The sequence below is a fragment of the Formosa agariphila KMM 3901 genome, from assembly GCF_000723205.1.
In the GTDB taxonomy this organism is placed as follows: Bacteria; Bacteroidota; Bacteroidia; order Flavobacteriales; family Flavobacteriaceae; genus Formosa; species Formosa agariphila.
Genome location: NZ_HG315671.1, coordinates 1,381,531 through 1,403,025, shown reverse-complemented (window position 1 = coordinate 1,403,025; position 21,495 = coordinate 1,381,531). Strand labels below are relative to the sequence as shown.

The following is a 21,495-nucleotide window of genomic DNA, read 5'->3' as shown; positions in this document are numbered from 1 at the left end:
TCCAGATTTTAGAACTTGTCTTACTTGTTTTTACATCAACACGTCTTTCTTAGCATTTATAGCTAGAGGAAGATCTGTTTCTCCTAACATCTCTCTAAGATCAATTTCAATAGTTCTACAAATAGACATCATTGGAATATCTGTTGCAATACTCTGAAATGGATTTTCTGAATAATCTCCAACCAATTCCATCATTCTATAAACCCAACCAATTAAAGCTGATAATGGAATGGATAGCCATATAGACCAATCTGCAGCTTTCATCAATTCGGGAGTCATACTAAAGGGAATTAGAAAAATAAATATAAACACAAAAACCCTACTCATATTTGCATATTGTCTAGGTAGAGGAAACTTCTTAATTCTTTCATTTTTGCCTTGTAACGTATAGAAATTCTGAAGAATTTTTGTCAGTTCCATATGCCTGAAATCTTCAATAATACTTGCTTCTCTTAATAGCGTTAAATCTTTAGACTGCTGATTGATAATCTGAGTAGCTGTATTGACAGTATTCACCAACTGAGAATATTCGTTCTCTGGTAAAAAATGATGCAACTCTGTTTTTGTTATTTCATCGTCTAACAATCCTATTCCAAACTTTTTTTGAAGGTATTTAGCTCTTTTTTTAAAAAAGCCTCGTTGATTACTTCCTTCCCACGGGGTACTTATTAATAATTGACTTCTATGTGCATATAGCCAAGCAATGTGCCTATATATTAATCGTTTCTTTATAGATTTTAATTCGTCTGCTGTCGCATCAGTAGTTGTAAACTGATTGGTTACAAAACCATCAACCATCATTCCCCAAGAGCGACTATCGTTTATTATGCCTCCCCACGTTTTGCGGGCTTCCCATAGTCTATCGTAAGCTTGATTATTTTTAAAACCAACATAAAAAGCAACTGCTGTACCAATAACTGAAATTGGTAACCAAGGTATTGTTACACTTATTATTTTATAATGATAGAGCAAAGTGATAGCCCCCATAAAAATGGAAATTAAAATATAGTGCGGCAGACTCCATACCATAAAATTCTTAAATTTTATCCCTTTGTTTATTAGCATAGTTTTGAGTTATTTATCTACTCATTTAAATAAAAAGGCGAACCCTAGCTGATGCTAGAATACGCCTAGTAAATTTTATAATGTTAATATAATTCTTCGAATTCTCCCGGTTGCCATGTTTTGTTAAACCATGGGTCCAACGGACCGTATAATCTAAATATTACAAAGAATCCTTTACCTGGAACTGATTGTAACCAATTTGCCTCTTTTCCTTTAGGCGCATTATTTGTTGCTCCAAAATATAGAGTTACAGAGCCATCTTCGTTCTCTACCAGCGGTGTTCTTTGACTACTTACACTTGGCAGTGCCTGACTTGTTTGTAATTCCGACCGCGTTTGGGGATCATACATAACTAGAGACCAAAATTCTTTTGCAGGAGCATCGGCAGGTATATTAAGTGAATAATTTTTATTCCCATCTAGGTAGTCGCCTTCAGAATCTAACATACAAATTGCATATTGCGATCCTTTACCAACCATTTTTAATACCATAGCAGGCGTGTTTACAGTAGCAAAATAAAAGAAGCGTGTTCTTGCATCTAAGTAACGACCTCCACGACCTTCATCCTTTAACCATTTATAGTCGCCACCAATAAACCCTGACTCCCAATGTCCTGTTTTAAATACAGATGCTAGACTATCTCTAGTTTTAAAAGCAATGGCTCGAGCTGTTGCATTACCAACTTTTACAGCATCTTCTAAAATGTTTTTCATCCGTGCATCTGGATTAAATGGCAATCCTTTTTGGATACCTATACTAGAAAACAAACCTCGTAATTCAGGGTCTAAAAAAGATACAGGTTCTCGCTCTATAACTTCTCCTAATTCTTTATAAAAATCATAATTATTAGCATGTATCGTATTAAATATTTTTTTAGATGCATTTATAAACTCCATTGCAGGCTGATTATCTTTATCCTTAAGCGGATAAATTCTTAATCCATCACGATACATTTTAGATGACACATCTGTTTTTCCATTGACTAAAAAACCTCTTAAAATTAACCAATTAACATAACTAGTTGATTTTGAAACAAAGTATCCTTCCGGAATTTCTCCGTCGTAATCGGGTGGTAAAATTAGATATTTACCGCCTTTACCTCTATCTGGTCCTGGCGCTCCCATATCTACTACAAATCTGAAATAGGCATCATTTACAGTACCTGGTCCACAGCCAGCAGGAACCTCAACCACCGTGGGCCCATTTTCTTTTAAATTTAGAAATGTAGTGGCATAAACTGTGCTCGTATTACCAGTTAAGAATAACGGATTAGAATCCATAAGGTCATCAAAAATTACGACTTTATTAGATTCATTAGCACCCAATTCCTCCAATCCTAAACGAATTCCTTCTATAGAAGTTGCTGGAATTCCATTTAAAAAGGTTTCGACTCCCCTCATAAAATCTAAATTATCGAACATTTTCTTGGTGGTTTCCTCTGATGGTAATCCATCAAAGAAATTTAAAGTTCCTAGTCTTGTATCGACAACATCTGGTGTTAGTATTTTTTCTGGAACATCTGTATTAAACTTTGCTTTTATAGACTGTATAGAACTTGTAACGTCCTCTTTAATTTCTATTTTCTTGCCCTCCTTAGACTTTTCGCAACCGCTAATTAATAGCGAGATAAAGCAAAGCGCAATTGGTAATTTAAATTTTAAATTCATGGTTGTGTAGTTTTATGTTTTTAGTTCTTATTTAAAAAAATATTTGCTTTAGAAATTAGTACCCCTTAAAATCTTGACCTACCTTAATATTAGGAAATTCTTTTAGACTGTGTTCGTATGCACCAATAATCTTAACATTTGGAGCAAAAATCCAACCAACAGTCAAATCTGAAGTCATAAGGTTATTGTCTTCATGTGGATCACTACTCAAATCATAAATCATAGGAAATGAAGGTTTTATATAAGATTTCTCTGCAGATACAGGTCCTTCAGTATATCTAAATATTGTTTTATAAACCTTCCATTTCACGGATAGTAATCCACCGTCTGTACCAAAGAACATATAATTATCACGACCAGTTATATTACTTTTACCTAACATCATTGCAGAGGCATCAATACCGTCAATAGGTCTATCTGTGGGTATATGTTTCTGCTCCCCTATCATTCCTGCTATCGTAGGCAACCAGTCTACAGCGGCAAAAATCTCTTGTGTAACAATACCTGCAGGTACTTTTCCTGGCCAACTTATTATTGCAGGAACTCGCATGCTTCCTTCAAAAGGAACGTTTGCAAAATCACCTCTAAATGGTCCATTAGATCCCGGACCATCCTGTGGTACAAATCCCCCATTCGCATTATCACTGCAGAATATGAAAATGGTGTTATTCTCAATACCAGTGTCTTTCACTGCATCAATAATTTCTCCAACATGAAAATCCATCTCAGCAATCATATCTGCCCATTTTCCTCCTCGTTTGGTAGATTTTCCTGAAAAATCTTCGTTAATTATTATCGGAGGATGTGCTTCAGAATACCCTACATAAACGAAGAACGGTGTCTTCTTTTTTGCATTATTCTTAATGTAATTCACAGTTTTAGGTATGATATAATCTCTATCTACGATTGGTCTAATTTTTAGATTTAAAGGCATGACTGCTTTAGATTTCTGCCCTTTCTTACCTTCCCATATCATAGGCGTTTCCATACCACTTTCTTTAAATAGTGGCCAAGTAGTATAACCAGCTTCATCCCAACTATTTTTTATTCCCCACCATTCATCAAAACCTTGATTGTTTGGTAATCTACCTTCCTGATCTCCTAAATGCCATTTACCAAACAGCGCCGTAGCATAACCAACATCAGAAAGTAGTTCTGGTAAAGTATATTCCCAAGGAGACATTCCGCCTAGTCCCGTTCCCGGTAAGGGCACTGAGGTTGTACCTGAACGAACAGGATGCCTTCCTGTCATAATAGCTGATCTAGTTGGTGTACATTGTGCCTCAACATTATAGTTATTAAACTGTATACCACTTTTGGCTAACTTATCAATATTAGGCGTATCCACCGTACCTCCGTAAGTTCCAAAATTGCCATAGCCAACGTTATCTACTAAAATATATACAATGTTCGGTTTATCTTGCGCAGATACAAATGATGAAATTAGTACTAATAGCACTGAAGTAATCAAACTTGAGTTATCTTTAAAATATTTACAGATTAGTGTTTTCATAATAATTATTATCAGAATGTTAGGTAACGAGGGTCATTTAATTGCTATTGCTTAAAGCTCCCGTGATAAATACTAGATTTATTTGTACTGAATTTTGCTGATAACGTTCTATAGCTCCGTAACTAAATCCCCATTTTCCAACAGCTTGAAGTCTATTAGGTAATAGCCAATAGGCTAACTGTATACCTACAATACCTAATCTATCTTTTACAGTATTATCCCAATAAACCTGACTTCCCTTGTCTTTTGAGACTTGCCAATTGTTACCTCCATAAATCCCTACCGAAAATTTTTCATTTAAATATTGTTCAATACCATAATCTAAAGAGAAACGATCACCAATATTTACGTCTGAATCTTTAATTTTTCCAGTTAATTCATAGCTTGCCCCCAACATAACAGCTAAAGCTTTAGAAGGTTTATCTTCTATTTTTTGAGGATACCAATATCCAAATGTTTGAAAAATATTACTCCAGTATCCAAGCCCCGTATTATCATCACCACCTAACTCAAATTTACCAGTTGGTGCATAAAACATATAGCCTGCTGTAATATTATAAGAAGATTTAGACCAACTCAAGTAAAGAGGTAAAACATTTAAATCTGAAAAACCAGAAACTTTACCACTTACATTTCCATTTTTTTCGTCTCCTGTTATAGTTCCAATTCGAGAATATGCCAAATTAGTATTGACCGTAACGTATGGTACTGAAACACCTCCAAAATAAGTTGCACCTAATATTTTCTTTTTAGAAGCATACAAAAGAAAAGGGTTATTAATATAACCTTTCAGATTAGAGTCTAATTTCACATTACCAATCTGATTTAATTGATCTCCGGTTGAGTTATAAAATTTATCTCCATATTGATATATATTATAATCTAATACAATTATCCCACTAGCTGGGGCTGGATCAGCGAAATCTCTAATACTTAAAAAACCTGGTGTATAATGTCCAGTTTGAAGTGGAGACACGAATTTCTTAGAGTTTTGACTATGAACAATATTATTGAAAGTCATGATAAAGACTAATAAACATAATTGTTTAAAAAAACTTAAACCATTTTGCTTTTTATATTTTGTAAATTTATATTTTGAATAGGTCATATCTTTAAGTCTTAAAATTATTTATAAAAACGTGTCAAGAGTTTTCTAATTCATTAACCATTTGTATGGTTAATGAATTTATTCAGGTTTTGGTCAAAGTAAAAAACAAGAGGCGATTTAAAATATCTAATATTCATAAAGCTATTATCTTAAATAATTGAAACTAAAACCGCACTCAATATTCAACTGAATTTAAACGATTTATTAAAAAATAATTCTAAGAGTTTTAAACTAATCTGCCTTTGAAATAATTTGAAAAATTTCTCGTTCTAAATCGTTTTGTATATCTTGATATTCTTGAATATGAATACTATGATGACTGTTATCCTTCTTTAGTTCTAATATCTTGTTTATGCATAGCAAGTAATCCTCACACAAATCATGAAAGTTTTCATTGTGGTGAAACATGAATTCAATTTTCTCCTTAAAATTTGGAAAGGCTTGAAAGATGTATTTTAAATGATTAGGCATTAATATCTAGTTTCTATACCTGTAAATTTAAGATACACTTTGCTTCAGTATAAGTGTTACACGGTTACTTAACGGTTAAATGGAAAAGTAAAATTGCAAATAGAAGCCACAAGATTAAATATTACATGTAACAGATACAAGACATATTTTACTATAGAATACACCTTTATTACATTATATATTCATGGAAACTGTGGTGACTTTGATGGGACAATACAGTGAAGGTCTACATAATAAACAACAACACAATGAATGCCGTTTACATTTTGATTAATCCCTGATTTTGGTTATAAATCGTAAATAATTGATAACGGATAATAATACTATATAAGTTTATTTTGAGACTATTTCTAATCCTGCCTTTCTAACTCCTGTTAAAATTTTATCGACTAGATTATGATCTAACACAATAAATTCTAAGTGCATTCTAAGATTTTCAAGAATTGGCTGAAATTTTTGTTGTAATAGGTTCACTTCTGTTTGCGCTTCTAAGACCAGTCCCATTTGCCCTTTAGCAGCAGCAGTTAATAACGGATTTAGAAATACATCTTCGGAAGCATTCATATTATTAGCAGATTGTAATGCTTCTTCATAGTTTTCATTATTAAAATGTATAAAGAAAAATCCCATAAAATACCACCACGGGCAATATGGATTAAGTTCCAGTGCCTGTAAAAGTAAACTATAAGATTGTTTATACTCTCCGGCACAAATTAATGAAAACCCGATATCGCCGCGTGTCGATGCTGATAAAGGGCCTAATTTCAAACTGTATTTTAAAGACTGTATAGCTTTCTCTTTTTCACCTAAACAAATATTTACCCAACCAAACGCCAAATGAGCGCGCTGAGAACGTGGAGCAAACTTAATAGCCTTTTTAATAAGGCGGTAGGCTTCATTTACAGGATCATCAATATTAGGATAGCCAAGTAAATGTAAATTAAGATATAAATCGGCAAGCATTACCATACACATAACGTTATTGATATCGTTAGCTAATGCATCTTCAAGCGCTTTTCTACTCGTTTTACAAGCTTCAATACTATGCGACATTTGTGCGTGGTAATTCCAAAACACGGCATCAAAACTGTTTAAATTTTGATCCATCTTATCATGTTTATCTGCTATTGAATCTCTAATTATGAAACCATAATGACCACTTAAAATCGAAAAAACTTCATTATTAATTTGATCTTGAATATCGAAAATTTTCTCTTTTTCAAGTACATGAGAGTAATCTTTAGACCAAATTAGCATGCCGTTTAAGGTTTCAACGAGCCCTACACTTACGCGAATTTCTGTATTAGAACGTTTTACAGAACCATTTATTAAATAATGAGCACCTAAGTCTGCGCCAATTATACGAATATCTTCTTCTATAGATGCATATTTACGGGCAGAATGATGTGCTACAACAGCAATATTAGATTCTGAGCTAAAGATACGCGTTAGCTCTTCTCCAAATCCTTCTACAAAAAATTGATACTCTTTATCTGGACATAAATTCCGGAAAGGGAGTACGGCAAGGGTAAGTTTTGATCGCGAAAACTCAATAGGTTTACTCTTTTTTTGTAAAACCTCATCAGGCTTATTAATAACATTAGACCTAAAAACGGGAATATACGTACCTTTAATTACTTCTATTTTAATTCGATCATTTTTACCTGACCCAACATAATATTCGTTTAAAGAACGTCTTAACCTTCCCGCATGAATTCTAATAATCGCATCTATTTGTGGATTAAAATCTAAAGACTTTCCCAATCCATTTACGGCTATAGTATACTCTTTTAAACCATTGGTACGTCCAGCTAGAGTTTCTTCAACTATAAATTTTAAAAATTTTGAAAGTACTGAAGAACGAGCAAACAAATCACTAGATAAAATAAGATTCAATTCATCTAAAATCTCGGGTTCCGAGTCTACTAAAGTTGTATTTAAAATTGGTAACATTAAGGGAGCTTTATGGACAAAAAAACATTTAATTTCTGTCCTTATTCCAAATATAACAAAAACTTCACTTATTAATTCATAGATATGCCTACTTTTTAAATGATATTTTTCCCTCGTCGTTTAACCGTTAAGTAACGGTATTACACTTATATATTATAGTGTTCTTGACTAAGTTTGGTATATTCTATACTAATTACAAACTTTTAAACTCAATGAAAACTAAGCAAACCATTCTAAAATGTCTAAGCTGTTTTATTTTGATTGGAACTGTTGGTTTTGTTCAGGCGCAAGATGTATTGCCCTTTCCTCCAACACCATCGGCAAGTGAAGCAGGTCTTACCATGCAAACCTCTACTTATAAAAAACGAGTAGACAAACAGCGTCTTGACAAAGACGCACCTAACATATTAATAATATTAATTGATGACGCTGGACCAGCTACACCATCTACTTATGGAGGAGAAATAAACACTTCAAATTTAAGTAGAGTTGCAAATCAAGGGATATCTTATAACCGATTTCACTCAACCGCTATGTGTTCTCCAACTCGTGCGTCACTACTTACTGGAAGAAATCATACCATGATTGGAAACGGCCAAATTGCTGAAATAGCCAACGATTGGGATGGATTTAGTGGGACCATTCCTAAAAATGCAGCCACCGTTGCCGAAGTCTTAAAAAATTACGGTTATAATACAAGTGCATTCGGAAAATGGCATAATACACCTGCAGAACTTACAACCTCTAAAGGTCCTTTTGATTATTGGCCTACAGGCTATGGTTTCGAATATTTTTACGGATTTTTAGCTGGTGAAGCCTCACAGTACGAGCCGCATATGGTGCGTAACACTACAGTTGTAGAACATCCAAAAACAACTCAAGGCCATGATTATTATCATCTTACCGAAGATATTACAGAAGATGCTATTCGTTGGTTAAGAGAACAACAAGCATTTGCTCCAGACAAGCCATTTTTAATGTATTGGGCACCAGGTGCAGTGCATGGTCCACACCATGTGGCTAAAGAATGGGCCGATAAATACAAAGGTAAATTTGATGACGGTTGGGATGAATATCGCAAACGTGCCTTTAAGAAACAAAAAGAATTGGGATGGATTCCTCAAGACGCGAAATTGACAGAAAGAAATGAAACAATGGCAGGTTGGAACGACATACCTAAAGATGAAAGAGCGTTTCAAAGTAGGTTAATGGAAGTTTTTGCTGGTTTTGCAGAACATACCGATTACAATGTTGGTTTGCTTATTGATGAAATTGAAAGACAAGGGAAACTAGATAATACACTTATATTTTATATCTGGGGAGATAATGGATCTTCGGCAGAAGGACAGAATGGAACAATTAGCGAATTACTAGCACAAAACAGCATCCCGAGTACCATTAAACAACATATTGATGCTTTAGAAGAGCTTGGAGGTTTAGATGTTTTGGGCTCGCCTAAAACGGATAACATGTATAACGCAGGTTGGGCATGGGCTGGTTCTACGCCATACAAATCTACAAAACTAGTTGCTGCCCACTTTGGTGGTACACGTCAGCCGTTGGCTGTCTCATGGCCTAAAAACATTAAGCACGATAAGACTCCTAGACCACAATTTCATCATGTTATCGATATTGTGCCAACAATTTATGAAGCTGTAAATATTGAAGCTCCGCTTGTTGTGAATGGTTTTCCTCAAGACCCAATTAACGGTGTGAGCATGGACTACACGTTTGCTAATGCTAAAGCAGAAGGCACACGTAAAATTCAATTCTTTGATATTATGGGAAGTCGTGGACTTTACTACGACGGATGGTTTGCTTCGGCCTTTGGTCTAAGAAATCCGTGGGTACCAGGTTTACCTGCAGGAGCTGCGACTTGGAATCCAGAAGAAGATACTTGGGAACTTTACAATATAAATGAAGACTGGAGTCAAGCTAACGATTTAGCCAAAAAAAATCCCGAGAAGCTAGCCGAAATGAAAAACATGTTCTTAGTTGAATCTGCAAAGAATAAAAACTTACCTATTGGAGGCGGCTTATGGTCTATTATTTATCATCCCGAAGATGCTCCGGCAACACCATATACAGACTGGACGTTTAGTGGAAGAATTGAACGTATGCCAGAATTTACAGCGCCTAAACTAGGAAAATTTAATAACAATGTAAGTATGGAGATTACTGTTCCAGACAATGCTAATGGGGTTTTATATGCACTTGGAGGTTTTTCTGGTGGACTATCTTGCTATATAAAAGATGGTTATTTATGTTATGAATACAATATGTTCGAAATAAAAAGAACGCATATTAAGTCTAAAACAAAATTACCTACTGGCGATGTTAAAATAGAGGTTGTATCAAGATTAACAGCAGAGAAATCAGGTTCTCCAATGAATATTAGTCTTATGGTAAATGGTAAAGAGGTTGCAAAGGGACAAATACCTATTACTGTGCCTTTTGCTTTTACAGCAAATGATTGTCTTGATTTTGGTAGTGATTTAGGTTCGCCTGTTTCAATAGATTATTACGATGAAGCGCCATTCGATTTTAATGGAACGATGGGGACTTCAAAAATTTGGTATCCTAATAAATAAATTTTAGTCATTATCTTTAATACGCATTTTTAAAATAGTCTATGTTTTCTGTTTAGGGAACATAGACTATTCTTTTTTAGCATTTGTATGAAGTTAAAATAACCGTTATCGTATAGTAGATCTAAGTGAGATAAAACACATTAAAACCATCCTAAATATCAGACTGTTTTTTGATATGACAAAACATGTGTCTTTATAATAAACATGTTACAATATTAAGTATAGGCAGCAGTTCGAAAAAAATTAGTCCCATTTTTAAGTCAGATTTTAGATTTTATCCGACTCAAAGTTTCTTGTGAAATATTGATATAAGAAGCAACTATTTTGTTAGGAAGACGTTTAACAATGTTTGGGTTAATTTTAAACAATTGCTTGTATCGCTCTGATGCATCTAACGTGGTATAAGAGTTTAGTCTTTTCGAATTATTAACATATGCCTTTTCTAAATAAATACTATAAAAATCTTTCCATTTGGGAATAATCGTCATGAGATGTCTAAAATCGTCGTGGGTAATATATAACAATTCACTATTTTCGATTACTTGTATGGATTCTAGTGCAGGATTATTCGTTATAAAACTAACAAGTTCTGTAGCAAACTGATTTTCAAATGCAATATAACGTGTTATATCTTTCCCATTTTCATCAATATAAAAAAGTCTTAAACACCCTTTTTTCACAAAATAACTAGCCTGACTATTTTTTCCATTAGAAAGTAAAATGTCATTTTTACTTTTTTTTATGGTTTTAAAATAAGGTAATACGATTTTTAAATCTGCATCATCAATATCGATATTCTTTTTTATAAAATTGGTGAGCTCTATATAGTTTGTCATGAGATATAATCTCTTACAAATTTACGATAATGAATAATATCTTGTATGGTGAGGATCATCAAATCGTGTTCATTTGCAAAATCTGTAATCGTTTCATTTTTCGCCATTGTGCCGTCGTCGTTCATCAATTCACACAATACTGCTTCGGGTTTTAGGCCAGCTAATTTCATTAAATCTACGCTACCCTCCGTATGTCCTTTTCTGTCAAGCACTCCATTATTTTTAGCACGTAACGGGAATATATGTCCTGGTTTTGCTAAATCTTTGCTTGTTGCATTCTCATGCGATGCCACTTGAATTGTTGTTAATCTATCTTTAGCCGAAACACCTGTAGTTACACCTTCTTTAGCTTCTATAGAAATGGTGAAAGGTGTTTGAAAACTACTTGTGTTTTCCGTTACCATATAAGGCAACTCAAGTAAGTCTGCTTTTTCATTCGTTAAACAAAGACATACAATACCACTGCATGCTCTAATCATTAGCGCCATTTCTGCGTTTGTCATACTGTGTGCAGAGAATACTAAATCGCCTTCATTTTCTCGGTCCTCATCATCCATTAAGATAATTCCATGTCCATTTTGAAGATGTATTAATGCCTGTTCTATTCGTTCCTGACTATCGTTTTCAACCGTATGTACTGTATCTAATTCTGTGAGTAGCATTTTAAAATATTATTTAATTAACTGCAAAACTAGTGTTGTCTCAGGTTAAACTATTTGATTTATGTCAATAAATAAAAAACAACTTTTGTTTTATACCCTAGTACTGAATTTAATTTGAATACCATAAAATCTCAATTTTTATTTTATTCATTGCATAGTACTGAAATCAATTTCTTGTAAAATCTAGAATTCCTCAATTATATCTATAAAGAAATTCCGAATAAAAAAATATCCAGGAAAAAGTAAACCTTGATATAGTGTTCAAGACTTTTGTACAGCACAAATTTTCTCTAAATGAAGTTTTTATCAGATTGTGAAGTGAGTAGCGGTTATTAGTACATTCGTTATTTAAACCAACATCAAAAAAGGTCGTATTCTGTAATATATAAAAAAAAGAAAGGCTTCACATTTCTGTGAAGCCTTATAAAATCTAGTAGCGAGAACGAGATTTGAACTCGTGACCTCTGGGTTATGAATCCAACGCTCTAACCAACTGAGCTACCTCGCCATATTTTGAGGGTGCAAATATAACAACTATTTCAAAGTACACAAACATTTTTACTAAAAATTATTTTTTATTTAATTTATCTAGAAAGTATGTAATTAATGTATATATTGAGCCAATAATTTTTTGATTGAACACATGGAAGATAAAATAAAATTCGAACTTGAATTTCCGATAAAAGCATCACCAGCCCTATTATACACTTATATTTCTACCCCTTCAGGATTATCTGAATGGTTTGCCGATAACGTAAACTCTAGAGGTGAGCTTTTCAAATTTATTTGGGATGGCGCAGAAGAGCAAGCTAAAGTATTAAGTAAAAAAAGTGGTGAACGCATAAAATTCAGATGGTTACACGACGAAGACGATCCTTATTTCTTCGAACTTCGTATTCAAGTCGATGAAATTACTAAAGATGTTTCTCTAATCGTTGTCGATTTTTCTGAAGAAGATGAAATAGATGAAACCAAAATGCTTTGGGAAAACCAAATTTCAGATTTAAAACAGGTCTTAGGCTCAGCATAATCGATTTTTACATATTTTAAAGTATATTTGCCCGAAATCTATTTCGGGCATTTTTTATGATTAATTTTAACGGTACAATTCAAGATAGTAAATCAATATTAAGTTCAAACAATAGAGGGTTCGCCTACGGTGATGCGCTTTTTGAAACCATAAAAACTTCTTATGGAAAAATCTTGTTTTGGGAAGACCATTACTTTAGACTAATGGCTTCTATGCGTATTTTACGTATGGAAATTCCAATGCATTTTAATATGGAATTTCTTGAAAGCGAAATTAAAAACACACTAGCAGCAAATGGGTTAACCGATGCTTCTGCTCGCGTTAAACTTACTGTATTTAGAAATGAAGGTGGATTATATTTACCTGACACAAATGACAATAGTTTTATAATTGATGTAAAACCTTTAAATAGCGATTTTTATTTAGTTTCTGAAGATCATTATGAAGTAGATTTATTTAAAGATTATTACATCTCTCCTAGCCTACTATCTACATTAAAGACCAATAATAAAGTATTAAACGTTGTTGGAAGCATCTATGCTAAAGAAAATAATTTACACAACTGTTTAACTCTTAATACAAATAAAAACGTTGTAGAGGCTTTAAATGGAAATGTATTTGTGGTTAAAGGCAATGTTATTAAAACTGCCCCACTAAGCGATGGATGCTTAAAAGGAATTATGCGCAAGCAACTTATTGAAATCATTACTGAGATTCCAGAATACGAATTGATTGAAGAATCGATTTCTGCATTTGAGCTTCAAAAGGCTGATGAAATCTTTATTAGTAACGCAATTGTGGGAATTCAACCCGTTTCGAAATACCGCAAGAAGACATTTACAAGTACGGTTTCAAAACTACTTATACAGAAATTAAATGTAAAAATAAGATTGAGTTAATTATAACTCGGATTTTCGGGTGCATTAGACCAAATACTATATTCGCCACCAAATTCTAGCATTTTTTCTTTCCAAAACGATTCATAATCCTTTTCGATTATATCTTTTTGGTATACATTTTCTGTAACGACCCAAGAATTAACATTTAATTCTTCGTCTAATTGGTTACTATCCCATCCAGAATAGCCTAAAAAGAATCTAATATCTTTTTCTTCTATTTCTTTATTTGCAATAAGATCTGCAACCACATTAAAATCGCCACCCCAGTAAATACCTAAGGAAATCTCAATGCTGTCTGGAATTAATTCTGGTACTTTATGAATAAAATACAGATTATCATGCTCTACTGGTCCGCCATTATACACTTTAAAATGGGCGTCTAGTTCTGGAATTAGGTCTTTAATTGTGTAATCTAAAGGCTTATTTAAAATAAAACCTATAGAGCCATCTGTTGTATAATCTGCCAACAAAACTATTGATCGATTAAAGGACACATCTCCTATAATAGATGGTTCTGCGATTAACAAATTACCCTTTTTTGGTTTAATTGTAATCATATTTCATAGGAATTTATAACTAAATCTAATATTATTTTTGTTAAAATCCAATATTTGATTAAAATATAATAAAAAAGCCTTCTATAAATAGAAGGCTTTAGATATGATGTATGGAGTAACTAATTAGTTTACAGCACCTGATAATTCAGAACCTGCTTTAAACTTTACAACATTTTTTGCTGCAATTTGAATTGTTTTTCCTGTTTGTGGGTTTCTTCCTTCTCTTGCTGCTCTTTCAGAAACTGAAAAAGAACCAAATCCTACTAAAGAAACTCTTTTACCGTCTTTTAAAGCGCTTCCTATTTCTGTAAGTGCTCCTTCTAATGCTTTTTTAGCTGCTGCTTTTGAAATGCCAGCTTGTTCTGCCATTGCATCGATTAAATCTGTTTTGTTCATAATTTTAATTTTAATTATTAATAAATCGTTGGTTAAACTTTTAAATCCTATTACAAATTTATACGGATTAGTCAACTACGCAAGTTATAGCAAGGGAAACACGCCTATTTGTTAATAACTTCGTCCATTTGTTGATAACGCATATGCATTTCATCGTTTTTTTGCTAAAACGAGCTATAATAAGGGTTTACAGCATTTTTGCCCCTGTTTTAAATTCATACCCATTTAAGAGGTCTTTTGCTGCCATGTTTCGTTTTCCAGGAAGTTTCATAAAACCAATATTTATAAATCCGTTTTCTACAGCAACCTTAATCTCTTTTTTAGTATTCTGAATAGAACCAATTTCAAAATCATGTGCTTCATCTTCCATAGTCGCTTCATAAATTTTAACATCTAAAGCTTCTTCTCCATTTTCTAATACACACCACGCCGCTGGATACGGACTCAAGCCTCGAATTTTATTATGAATATCTGTAATTGAAGCCGACCAATCTATTTTGCAATTGTCTCTGTTAAGTTTATATGCAGTTTTTAAATTTGAATTTTCTATTTGCGGCGTCGTTTTAACGGGACCTTTTTCTAACTCTTTTACGGTCTTTAAAACTAACTCGCTTCCTAAATGCATTAATTTATCATGTAATTGTCCTGCATTTTCGTTTGCTCCAATTTCTATTTCTTCTTGCTGAATCATTTCACCAGTGTCAATTTCTTCATCGATAAAGAATGTAGACACTCCAGTTTTTGTTTCACCATTAATAATCGCCCAATTAATTGGCGCGGCACCTCTATAGTTTGGAAGTAGTGACGCATGTAAATTAAAAGTACCTAATTCTGGCATATCCCAAACCACTTTCGGTAACATTCTAAACGCAACAACAACATTTAAATTCGCGTTTAGTGCTTTTAACTCATCTAAAAAAGCTTCATCTTTTAAATTTGTTGGCTGTAATATCTTTAAATCTTGAGATACGGCATATTGTTTTACAGCACTTTCGTTTAATTTTCGTCCGCGACCTGCTGGTTTATCTGGAGCTGTAATTACTCCTACTATATTACAGTTATTTTCTACTAATATTTTTAAAGTGGAAACCGCAAAATCTGGCGTTCCCATGAATACAATATTTAATGGTTTCATTTTTTATATATTTTGAAATGACATCGTCTTAAAACTATGTTTAAGTATGATATAATTTATACGTATTTGTTTTGGTGATGGAAATAATTTGATGCTCTAATAATAATTTTAACACACTTAATACATCGGCTTCTGTACAATTTACAGCAGAAGCTAATGCTCTCGATGTTAAATCACCGTGTTCTAAGTGCATAATAATTTGTTTTCTTAAAACTGTAAAATCTATGGGGTTCGGCTTTTTTAAAGTCTTTACTGCTCCAATACAAACCGAACATACACCACAAGGTTTTACATCTTTCTCTCCAAAATAATTTAATAATTGAATTGTTTTACAAACGCTATCATTATCTACATAATCTAAGACACTTTGTACTTGTTTGCGTTTTAAACTATTTTGCTGTTCAATAACATTTGCAATTCTATTTATTGTTTTATCGTCTTCTCTTGGCTCTATAAACGTTACTTGCGCATCGGTTTTTGTTTGTTGTAAGACAATAATTTCATCTTTCTCTAAAGTATTTAACGCTCGCATTAATACCTGTTCTTGAATGGATGCTTTTTCTGAAACTAAGGTTGTATTTATTTTGGTTGCATGTTCAAAAATTCCTCCATAAGTCCTTAATAACGACTTTACAATAAGTTGCAACTCGGTGTGCGTATCTAAATAATGAAACAACGCTGCGTTAGAAATAACAAATTGCACCAATGTCTTATTCTGAAATTGTTTTGTTAAAGTAATTATACTTGTTCGGTCTAAAATTTGAAGTGCATTATATGCCAAAACGCCATTAAATTTATAAGCTTTACAAAACTGATTAAAATTAAAATCGTGAGTTGTTAATGCACCTTCTCCGTAAGAAATCTGACAAAAATTTGAAAGTTTCCTATAAACTTGCTTAATAAAATCTATACTCGGTAAAACATCTAAAAACTGATTTTTAACGAGTTCGTCATCGCTTTTATTTTTCAATATTACAGCAAATGCTTTTTCCCCATTTCGGCCAGCACGACCTGCTTCTTGAAAATAACTTTCTAAACTTTCTGGTAAGTTAAGATGAATTACCGTTTTAACATCAGGCTTGTCAATACCCATTCCAAACGCGTTGGTAGCCACCATAACTTGCATTTTATTAGCTAGCCAATCGTTTAAACGTTCATCTTTTTCAGCATTACTTAATCCGCCATGAAAAGATGATGCTTTTATACCTTTTTTTTCTAAAAAATTAGCAATCTCTAAGGTTAGTTTTCGGCTTCTTACATATATAATAGACGAATTGGAATACTTTCTTAAAATGGTTTCAATCCGATAATATTTATCATCTTCATGAAATACCATATAGGCTAAATTTGGTCTAAAAAAAGATTGTTTAAAAATTTTAGGCTTAAGAAAATCGAGTTCTGTAACAATATCTTCGACCACCAAAGGTGTTGCCGATGCTGTTAATGCCATACAATTTACCATAGGGTGCAATTCGCGTAAAATGGTAATATTTTTATAAGCCGGTCTAAAATCATTTCCCCATTGCGAAATACAATGCGCTTCGTCTATAGCAATTAAATTTACATTCATTTGCCTAATGCGTTCTTGTACCAATTCCTGTTGTAAACGTTCTGGAGAAATGTACAAGAATTTATACTTCCCGTAAATGCAATTATCTAGCATAGTGTCTAGCTGACTGTATGAAAGCCCGCTAGTTAATGCCATTGCCTTGATGCCTTTATCCTGTAATACTTGCACTTGATTTTTCATAAGTGCAACAAGCGGAGATATTACAATACAAATCCCCTCTTTAGCTAATGCTGGAATTTGAAAACACATCGATTTTCCGCCTCCAGTAGGCATTAAAACAAAAACATCTTCCCCATCAAGAGCTGCTTGAATAGCATCTTCTTGAAACGGTCGAAATTCTGTAAAATTCCAATACTGCTCTAATATCTTTACAGGATGCTGCATTTACAGCGTTTTTATTTCATTTAAAATATAATCGGCTCTATTTTCAACGGTATCAAAAGGTACATCAATTAAAGTATAATTAAACCCTTCGTAAGTATTTACTAGACATTCATGAATTTGTAACGCTTGTTCAAAATTTTCGTAACGCACAGCATCACTTTTATAAATTTCTTTCCACGGTTTTAAAATAAAAATATGGTCGTATGCTAAAGAATCGCATACGTTTTTAAACGTTTCGGGATATTTATCACCAATAAAATCCATGTATGCCAAAACGTCGTGTACGCCTCTATCTAAAAAAACACAAGGTTGAATGCTAGTATTTGCTTCGTAAAACTGAGCTTTTCTTCCTTTTAAAAGGCGTTCGCTAAATAATAAGGGTTCGGTTAAAAACATCTGTTCTATCCCTTCTTCTCTGGCCTGCAGCGTGACTTGCCTAGATATTTCTTCTAAACATGAGTACCCTTTTTTCTGTAATTCATTAATAATAGATGACTTTCCTGTTCCGGGACCTCCTGTTATTACAATTTTCTTCGTCTTCAATTTGGCAAGGTTTTGGTTGTAAAATTCGTGATTTTAATCAGAAATAAAAAATGCTAGCGAAATACTATCTTAGCAACTTAAAAAATAAATATGAGCGAAACACAAAATCCAAACGAATTTTACGATAAATTAAAAACGCAATTATACGATACTACAGTATGGCCTGCTGAATATTTATACAAATTTATAGTAAAATCTGACCCTAAGAAAATAGCAGAAATTGAAGGGATATTTAATAATCTTGGGGCTGTAATTAAAACACAACCTTCTAAAAATGGTAAATACACAAGTATATCTATTAGCGTTAAATTGAAGGATCCTGAAACTGTTATCGAAAAATATAAAGAAGTTACAGAAAATGTAGAAGGTGTTATCAGTCTTTAATTATTTTTTGTATTTTGCGAAGGCATAAATTACTTCGTGCACATTTTAATACTACACTTACATTTTGATAGATAACATAGAATACAACACCGAGCGTGAACATTTGATTATTCCTGAATATGGAAGACATCTTCAAAAAATGGTAAATCATGCCAAAACTATAGAAAACAGAGACGACAGAAATAAAGAAGCGAATGCTATTATTGCCGTTATGGGTAATTTACAACCGCATCTTAGAGACGTCCCTGATTTTCAGCATAAACTTTGGGATCAACTTTTTATAATTGCTAATTTTGAATTAGATGTAGATTCTCCTTACGGAAATCCAGATAAGGAAATATTAGAACGCAAACCTGATTCTTTAGCTTATCCTCAAAATTTTCCTAAATATCGTTTTTACGGAAACAATATAAAAACCATGATAGATGTTGCAAATACCTGGGAAGAAGGCGAACTTAAAGAGGCCTTGATTTACACCATTGCAAACCACATGAAAAAATGTTTTTTAAATTGGAATAAAGATACTGTAGACGATAACGTGATTTTTAATCATTTATATGAATTGTCTGATGGTAAAATCAATTTAAAAAATACAGACGAAGACCTTTCTGACGCAACAAGTTTATTGCGAAATAAAAAGAAATATAGCACGTCTTCGAATACAAAAAAGACTTACAAAAAGAATACAAACACAAATTCTAACCGTAATAATAGAAAACGCTACTAATAGCTATGGCAACATTTAGTATAGAAGGACAACACCAATTAAAAGGCAGTATCCAACCACAAGGCGCAAAAAACGAAGCATTACAAATTTTATGCGCAGTGCTTTTAACTGCAGAAGAAATTACCATTAATAATATTCCAGATATTGTTGATGTTAATAAACTGATAGACCTTTTACGCAACCTAGGCGTAAAAGTGAACAAAATAAGTAAAGGCTCGTATACGTTTAAAGCAGACGACGTAAATTTAAAATACTTAGAATCTGAAGCTTTTAAAGAAGACGGAAAAGGTTTGCGTGGCTCTATCATGATTGTAGGTCCACTTTTGGCTCGTTTTGGAAAAGGATATATTCCTAAACCTGGAGGCGATAAAATTGGTCGTCGTAGATTAGATACGCATTTTGAAGGCTTTATTAATTTAGGAGCCGACTTTAGATACAATAAAGAAGATCACTTTTACGGGGTTGAAGCAAAAAAATTAAAAGGTACTTATATGCTTCTTGATGAAGCTTCGGTAACTGGAACAGCAAATATTGTAATGGCAGCCGTTTTAGCTGAAGGACGAACTACTATATATAATGCAGCTTGCGAACCTTATTTACAACAACTTTGTAAGATGTTAAACCGTATGGGCGCTAAAATTAGCGGCGTAGGTTCTAACATGTTAATTATAGATGGTGTAGATGAATTAGGCGGAACAGAACACCGTATGCTTCCTGATATGATTGAAATAGGAAGTTGGATTGGTTTAGCCGCTATGACAAAAAGTGAACTAACCATAAAAAATGTGAGTTGGAACGACTTAGGTCAAATACCAAATGTATTTAGAAAATTAGGAATTACTGTTGAGCAACAAGGTGACAATATTCATATTCCAGCACATACAGATGGTTACGAAATTCAGAGTTTTATTGATGGTTCTATTTTAACTATTTCAGATGCGCCATGGCCTGGATTTACTCCAGATTTATTAAGTATCGTTTTAGTTGTGGCAACACAAGCACGAGGAAGTGTACTTATACATCAGAAAATGTTTGAAAGCCGTTTATTCTTCGTCGATAAATTAATCGATATGGGTGCAAAAATTATTCTTTGCGATCCGCATCGTGCAACAGTTATTGGTCACGATTTTAAATCGAGCTTAAAAGCTACAACCATGACTTCGCCAGATATTAGAGCTGGTGTTTCGTTATTAATTGCAGCCTTATCTGCAAAAGGTACGTCTACCATACATAATATAGAACAAATAGATCGTGGTTACGAAAACATAGACGAAAGATTACGCGCTATAGGTGCAAAAATTACGCGTTTACCTTCTAACTAAACTTATAAAATTACACATAAAAAAGCGGATTAAAATTGAATTTTAATCCGCTTTTACTTTTTATAAAAGTCTAAAGAAATTAACCTAAAGTTTCTTTAAGTGTATTAAATACAGCTTTTTCTTTATCGCTAAATTGTACACCTCCAAATCCTAAGAAATCCCCTTCTGTTCCTGCATTGGCAACATTTTCTGCAATGTTTAATAACCAGGTTTTATATTCGGTAACAGTTTCTTCGCTTTCTTTTTCTTTTAAAAGATGCATTGTAGCACTACAATCTGCTAAGACTTTAACAGCCAACTCTTCTTTAGATTTTACACCATACCCTTTAATATGATCTAAAATACGCTTACGTTGTCCTTTAACATCGTCTATAGCAGCTTTAGGATCTGTCGTATTAGGTACAATAGCTTGAATTAATGTATTGTTAGGAAATTGCTCACGACCGCCAATATAGCTTTTAGCAGTTTCGAACATTTCTTTAGTCGACCCTACTAATCCGCTACTATCTGCACCAGCAATTATTCCACCTACTAATTGTGGTAATGCTGATATTTTATTCCATTCTTCGTCAGTATACTGATCTAATTTACTCATTGGTCTTTTTTATTTGATTAATAACATTGAAGATACCTATTAAATATCTAACGGACATTATCAAGATATTAAATTTAAAAACTTTTT

General features: G+C 33.1%; 20 protein-coding genes and 1 tRNA gene. 6 read left to right on the top strand and 15 right to left on the bottom strand.

Annotated elements, in window-relative coordinates:
* Positions 1-30 precede the first annotated feature (30 nt).
* The 6 genes from BN863_RS05895 to BN863_RS05870 form a co-directional block, all read right to left on the bottom strand.
* Positions 31-1,065 carry a bestrophin family protein gene (locus BN863_RS05895; RefSeq protein WP_038528484.1) on the bottom strand — a complete coding sequence of 345 codons (1,035 nt, stop codon included), beginning with the start codon at positions 1,063-1,065 and terminating at the stop codon, positions 31-33.
* An 83-nt stretch (positions 1,066-1,148) separates the two neighbouring features.
* Complete coding sequence (locus BN863_RS05890) at positions 1,149-2,732, bottom strand: DUF1254 domain-containing protein (protein WP_084817479.1); 1,584 nt, start codon at positions 2,730-2,732, stop codon at positions 1,149-1,151.
* A gap of 55 nt (positions 2,733-2,787) precedes the next feature.
* On the bottom strand, positions 2,788-4,245 hold the full coding sequence (locus BN863_RS05885; RefSeq protein WP_051774564.1) for an arylsulfatase: 1,458 nt from the start codon (positions 4,243-4,245) through the stop codon (positions 2,788-2,790).
* Between the two features lie 37 nt (positions 4,246-4,282).
* Entirely contained in the window at positions 4,283-5,353 is a 1,071-nt protein-coding gene (locus tag BN863_RS05880; RefSeq protein WP_051774562.1) for a SphA family protein, read from the bottom strand.
* 231 nt (positions 5,354-5,584) lie between these two features.
* Positions 5,585-5,824, bottom strand: coding sequence for a hypothetical protein (locus BN863_RS05875; RefSeq protein WP_038528481.1), 240 nt, complete (start codon positions 5,822-5,824; stop codon positions 5,585-5,587).
* 333 nt (positions 5,825-6,157) lie between these two features.
* Entirely contained in the window at positions 6,158-7,777 is a 1,620-nt protein-coding gene (locus tag BN863_RS05870; RefSeq protein WP_038528479.1) for a tetratricopeptide repeat protein, read from the bottom strand.
* Positions 7,778-7,989: 212 nt separating this feature from the next.
* On the opposite strand from BN863_RS05870, the gene BN863_RS05865 reads away from it, so the two are divergent.
* Positions 7,990-10,368, top strand: a complete 2,379-nt coding sequence (locus BN863_RS05865; protein ID WP_038528476.1) for an arylsulfatase — start codon at positions 7,990-7,992, stop codon at positions 10,366-10,368.
* A 260-nt stretch (positions 10,369-10,628) separates the two neighbouring features.
* Here the strand turns inward: BN863_RS05865 and BN863_RS05860 are convergent, their stop codons facing one another.
* The 3 genes from BN863_RS05860 to BN863_RS05850 form a co-directional block, all read right to left on the bottom strand.
* Positions 10,629-11,204 (bottom strand): Crp/Fnr family transcriptional regulator, encoded by a 576-nt coding sequence (locus tag BN863_RS05860; protein WP_038528473.1) that lies wholly within the window; start codon positions 11,202-11,204, stop codon positions 10,629-10,631.
* Entirely contained in the window at positions 11,201-11,866 is a 666-nt protein-coding gene (gene ribB, locus BN863_RS05855) for a 3,4-dihydroxy-2-butanone-4-phosphate synthase (RefSeq protein WP_038528470.1), read from the bottom strand. Before ribB ends, BN863_RS05860 begins: the two co-directional genes overlap by 4 nt.
* A 434-nt stretch (positions 11,867-12,300) precedes the next feature.
* A tRNA-Met gene (locus BN863_RS05850) sits at positions 12,301-12,374 on the bottom strand.
* Between the two features lie 135 nt (positions 12,375-12,509).
* Here BN863_RS05850 and BN863_RS05845 point away from each other — a divergent pair.
* Positions 12,510-12,896 carry an START-like domain-containing protein gene (locus tag BN863_RS05845; RefSeq protein ID WP_038528468.1) on the top strand — a complete coding sequence of 129 codons (387 nt, stop codon included), beginning with the start codon at positions 12,510-12,512 and terminating at the stop codon, positions 12,894-12,896.
* 56 nt (positions 12,897-12,952) lie between these two features.
* Positions 12,953-13,795: an aminotransferase class IV gene (locus BN863_RS05840; protein ID WP_038528465.1), complete on the top strand. Its 843-nt coding sequence runs from the start codon at positions 12,953-12,955 to the stop codon at positions 13,793-13,795.
* Here BN863_RS05840 and BN863_RS05835 read toward each other — a convergent pair.
* The 5 genes from BN863_RS05835 to BN863_RS05815 all read right to left on the bottom strand — a co-directional run bounded on the left by BN863_RS05835 (position 13,792) and on the right by BN863_RS05815 (position 18,380).
* Complete coding sequence (locus tag BN863_RS05835; RefSeq protein ID WP_038528463.1) at positions 13,792-14,352, bottom strand: YqgE/AlgH family protein; 561 nt, start codon at positions 14,350-14,352, stop codon at positions 13,792-13,794. The two genes, BN863_RS05840 and BN863_RS05835, sit on opposite strands and share 4 nt — an antisense overlap.
* A gap of 123 nt (positions 14,353-14,475) precedes the next feature.
* Positions 14,476-14,748, bottom strand: a complete 273-nt coding sequence (locus BN863_RS05830; protein ID WP_038533243.1) for an HU family DNA-binding protein — start codon at positions 14,746-14,748, stop codon at positions 14,476-14,478.
* 187 nt (positions 14,749-14,935) lie between these two features.
* Complete coding sequence (gene fmt / locus BN863_RS05825; RefSeq protein WP_038528460.1) at positions 14,936-15,883, bottom strand: methionyl-tRNA formyltransferase; 948 nt, start codon at positions 15,881-15,883, stop codon at positions 14,936-14,938.
* 40 nt (positions 15,884-15,923) lie between these two features.
* On the bottom strand, positions 15,924-17,837 hold the full coding sequence (locus BN863_RS05820; RefSeq protein WP_038528458.1) for a RecQ family ATP-dependent DNA helicase: 1,914 nt from the start codon (positions 17,835-17,837) through the stop codon (positions 15,924-15,926).
* Complete coding sequence (locus BN863_RS05815; RefSeq protein ID WP_038528456.1) at positions 17,838-18,380, bottom strand: AAA family ATPase; 543 nt, start codon at positions 18,378-18,380, stop codon at positions 17,838-17,840. It abuts the gene before it with no gap.
* A gap of 90 nt (positions 18,381-18,470) precedes the next feature.
* On the opposite strand from BN863_RS05815, the gene BN863_RS05810 reads away from it, so the two are divergent.
* The 3 genes from BN863_RS05810 to murA all read left to right on the top strand — a co-directional run bounded on the left by BN863_RS05810 (position 18,471) and on the right by murA (position 20,813).
* Positions 18,471-18,764, top strand: coding sequence for a DUF493 family protein (locus BN863_RS05810; RefSeq protein ID WP_038528454.1), 294 nt, complete (start codon positions 18,471-18,473; stop codon positions 18,762-18,764).
* Between the two features lie 64 nt (positions 18,765-18,828).
* Positions 18,829-19,491, top strand: a complete 663-nt coding sequence (locus tag BN863_RS05805; RefSeq protein ID WP_038528452.1) for a DUF4290 domain-containing protein — start codon at positions 18,829-18,831, stop codon at positions 19,489-19,491.
* Positions 19,492-19,496: 5 nt separating this feature from the next.
* The gene (gene murA, locus BN863_RS05800) at positions 19,497-20,813 is read left to right on the top strand and encodes a UDP-N-acetylglucosamine 1-carboxyvinyltransferase (RefSeq protein ID WP_038528450.1); all 1,317 of its coding nucleotides are present in this window, start codon (positions 19,497-19,499) and stop codon (positions 20,811-20,813) included.
* Positions 20,814-20,892: 79 nt separating this feature from the next.
* On the opposite strand, the gene BN863_RS05795 is transcribed toward murA, so the two are convergent.
* Positions 20,893-21,408, bottom strand: a complete 516-nt coding sequence (locus BN863_RS05795) for a hypothetical protein (RefSeq protein WP_038528448.1) — start codon at positions 21,406-21,408, stop codon at positions 20,893-20,895.
* Positions 21,409-21,495 lie beyond the last annotated feature (87 nt).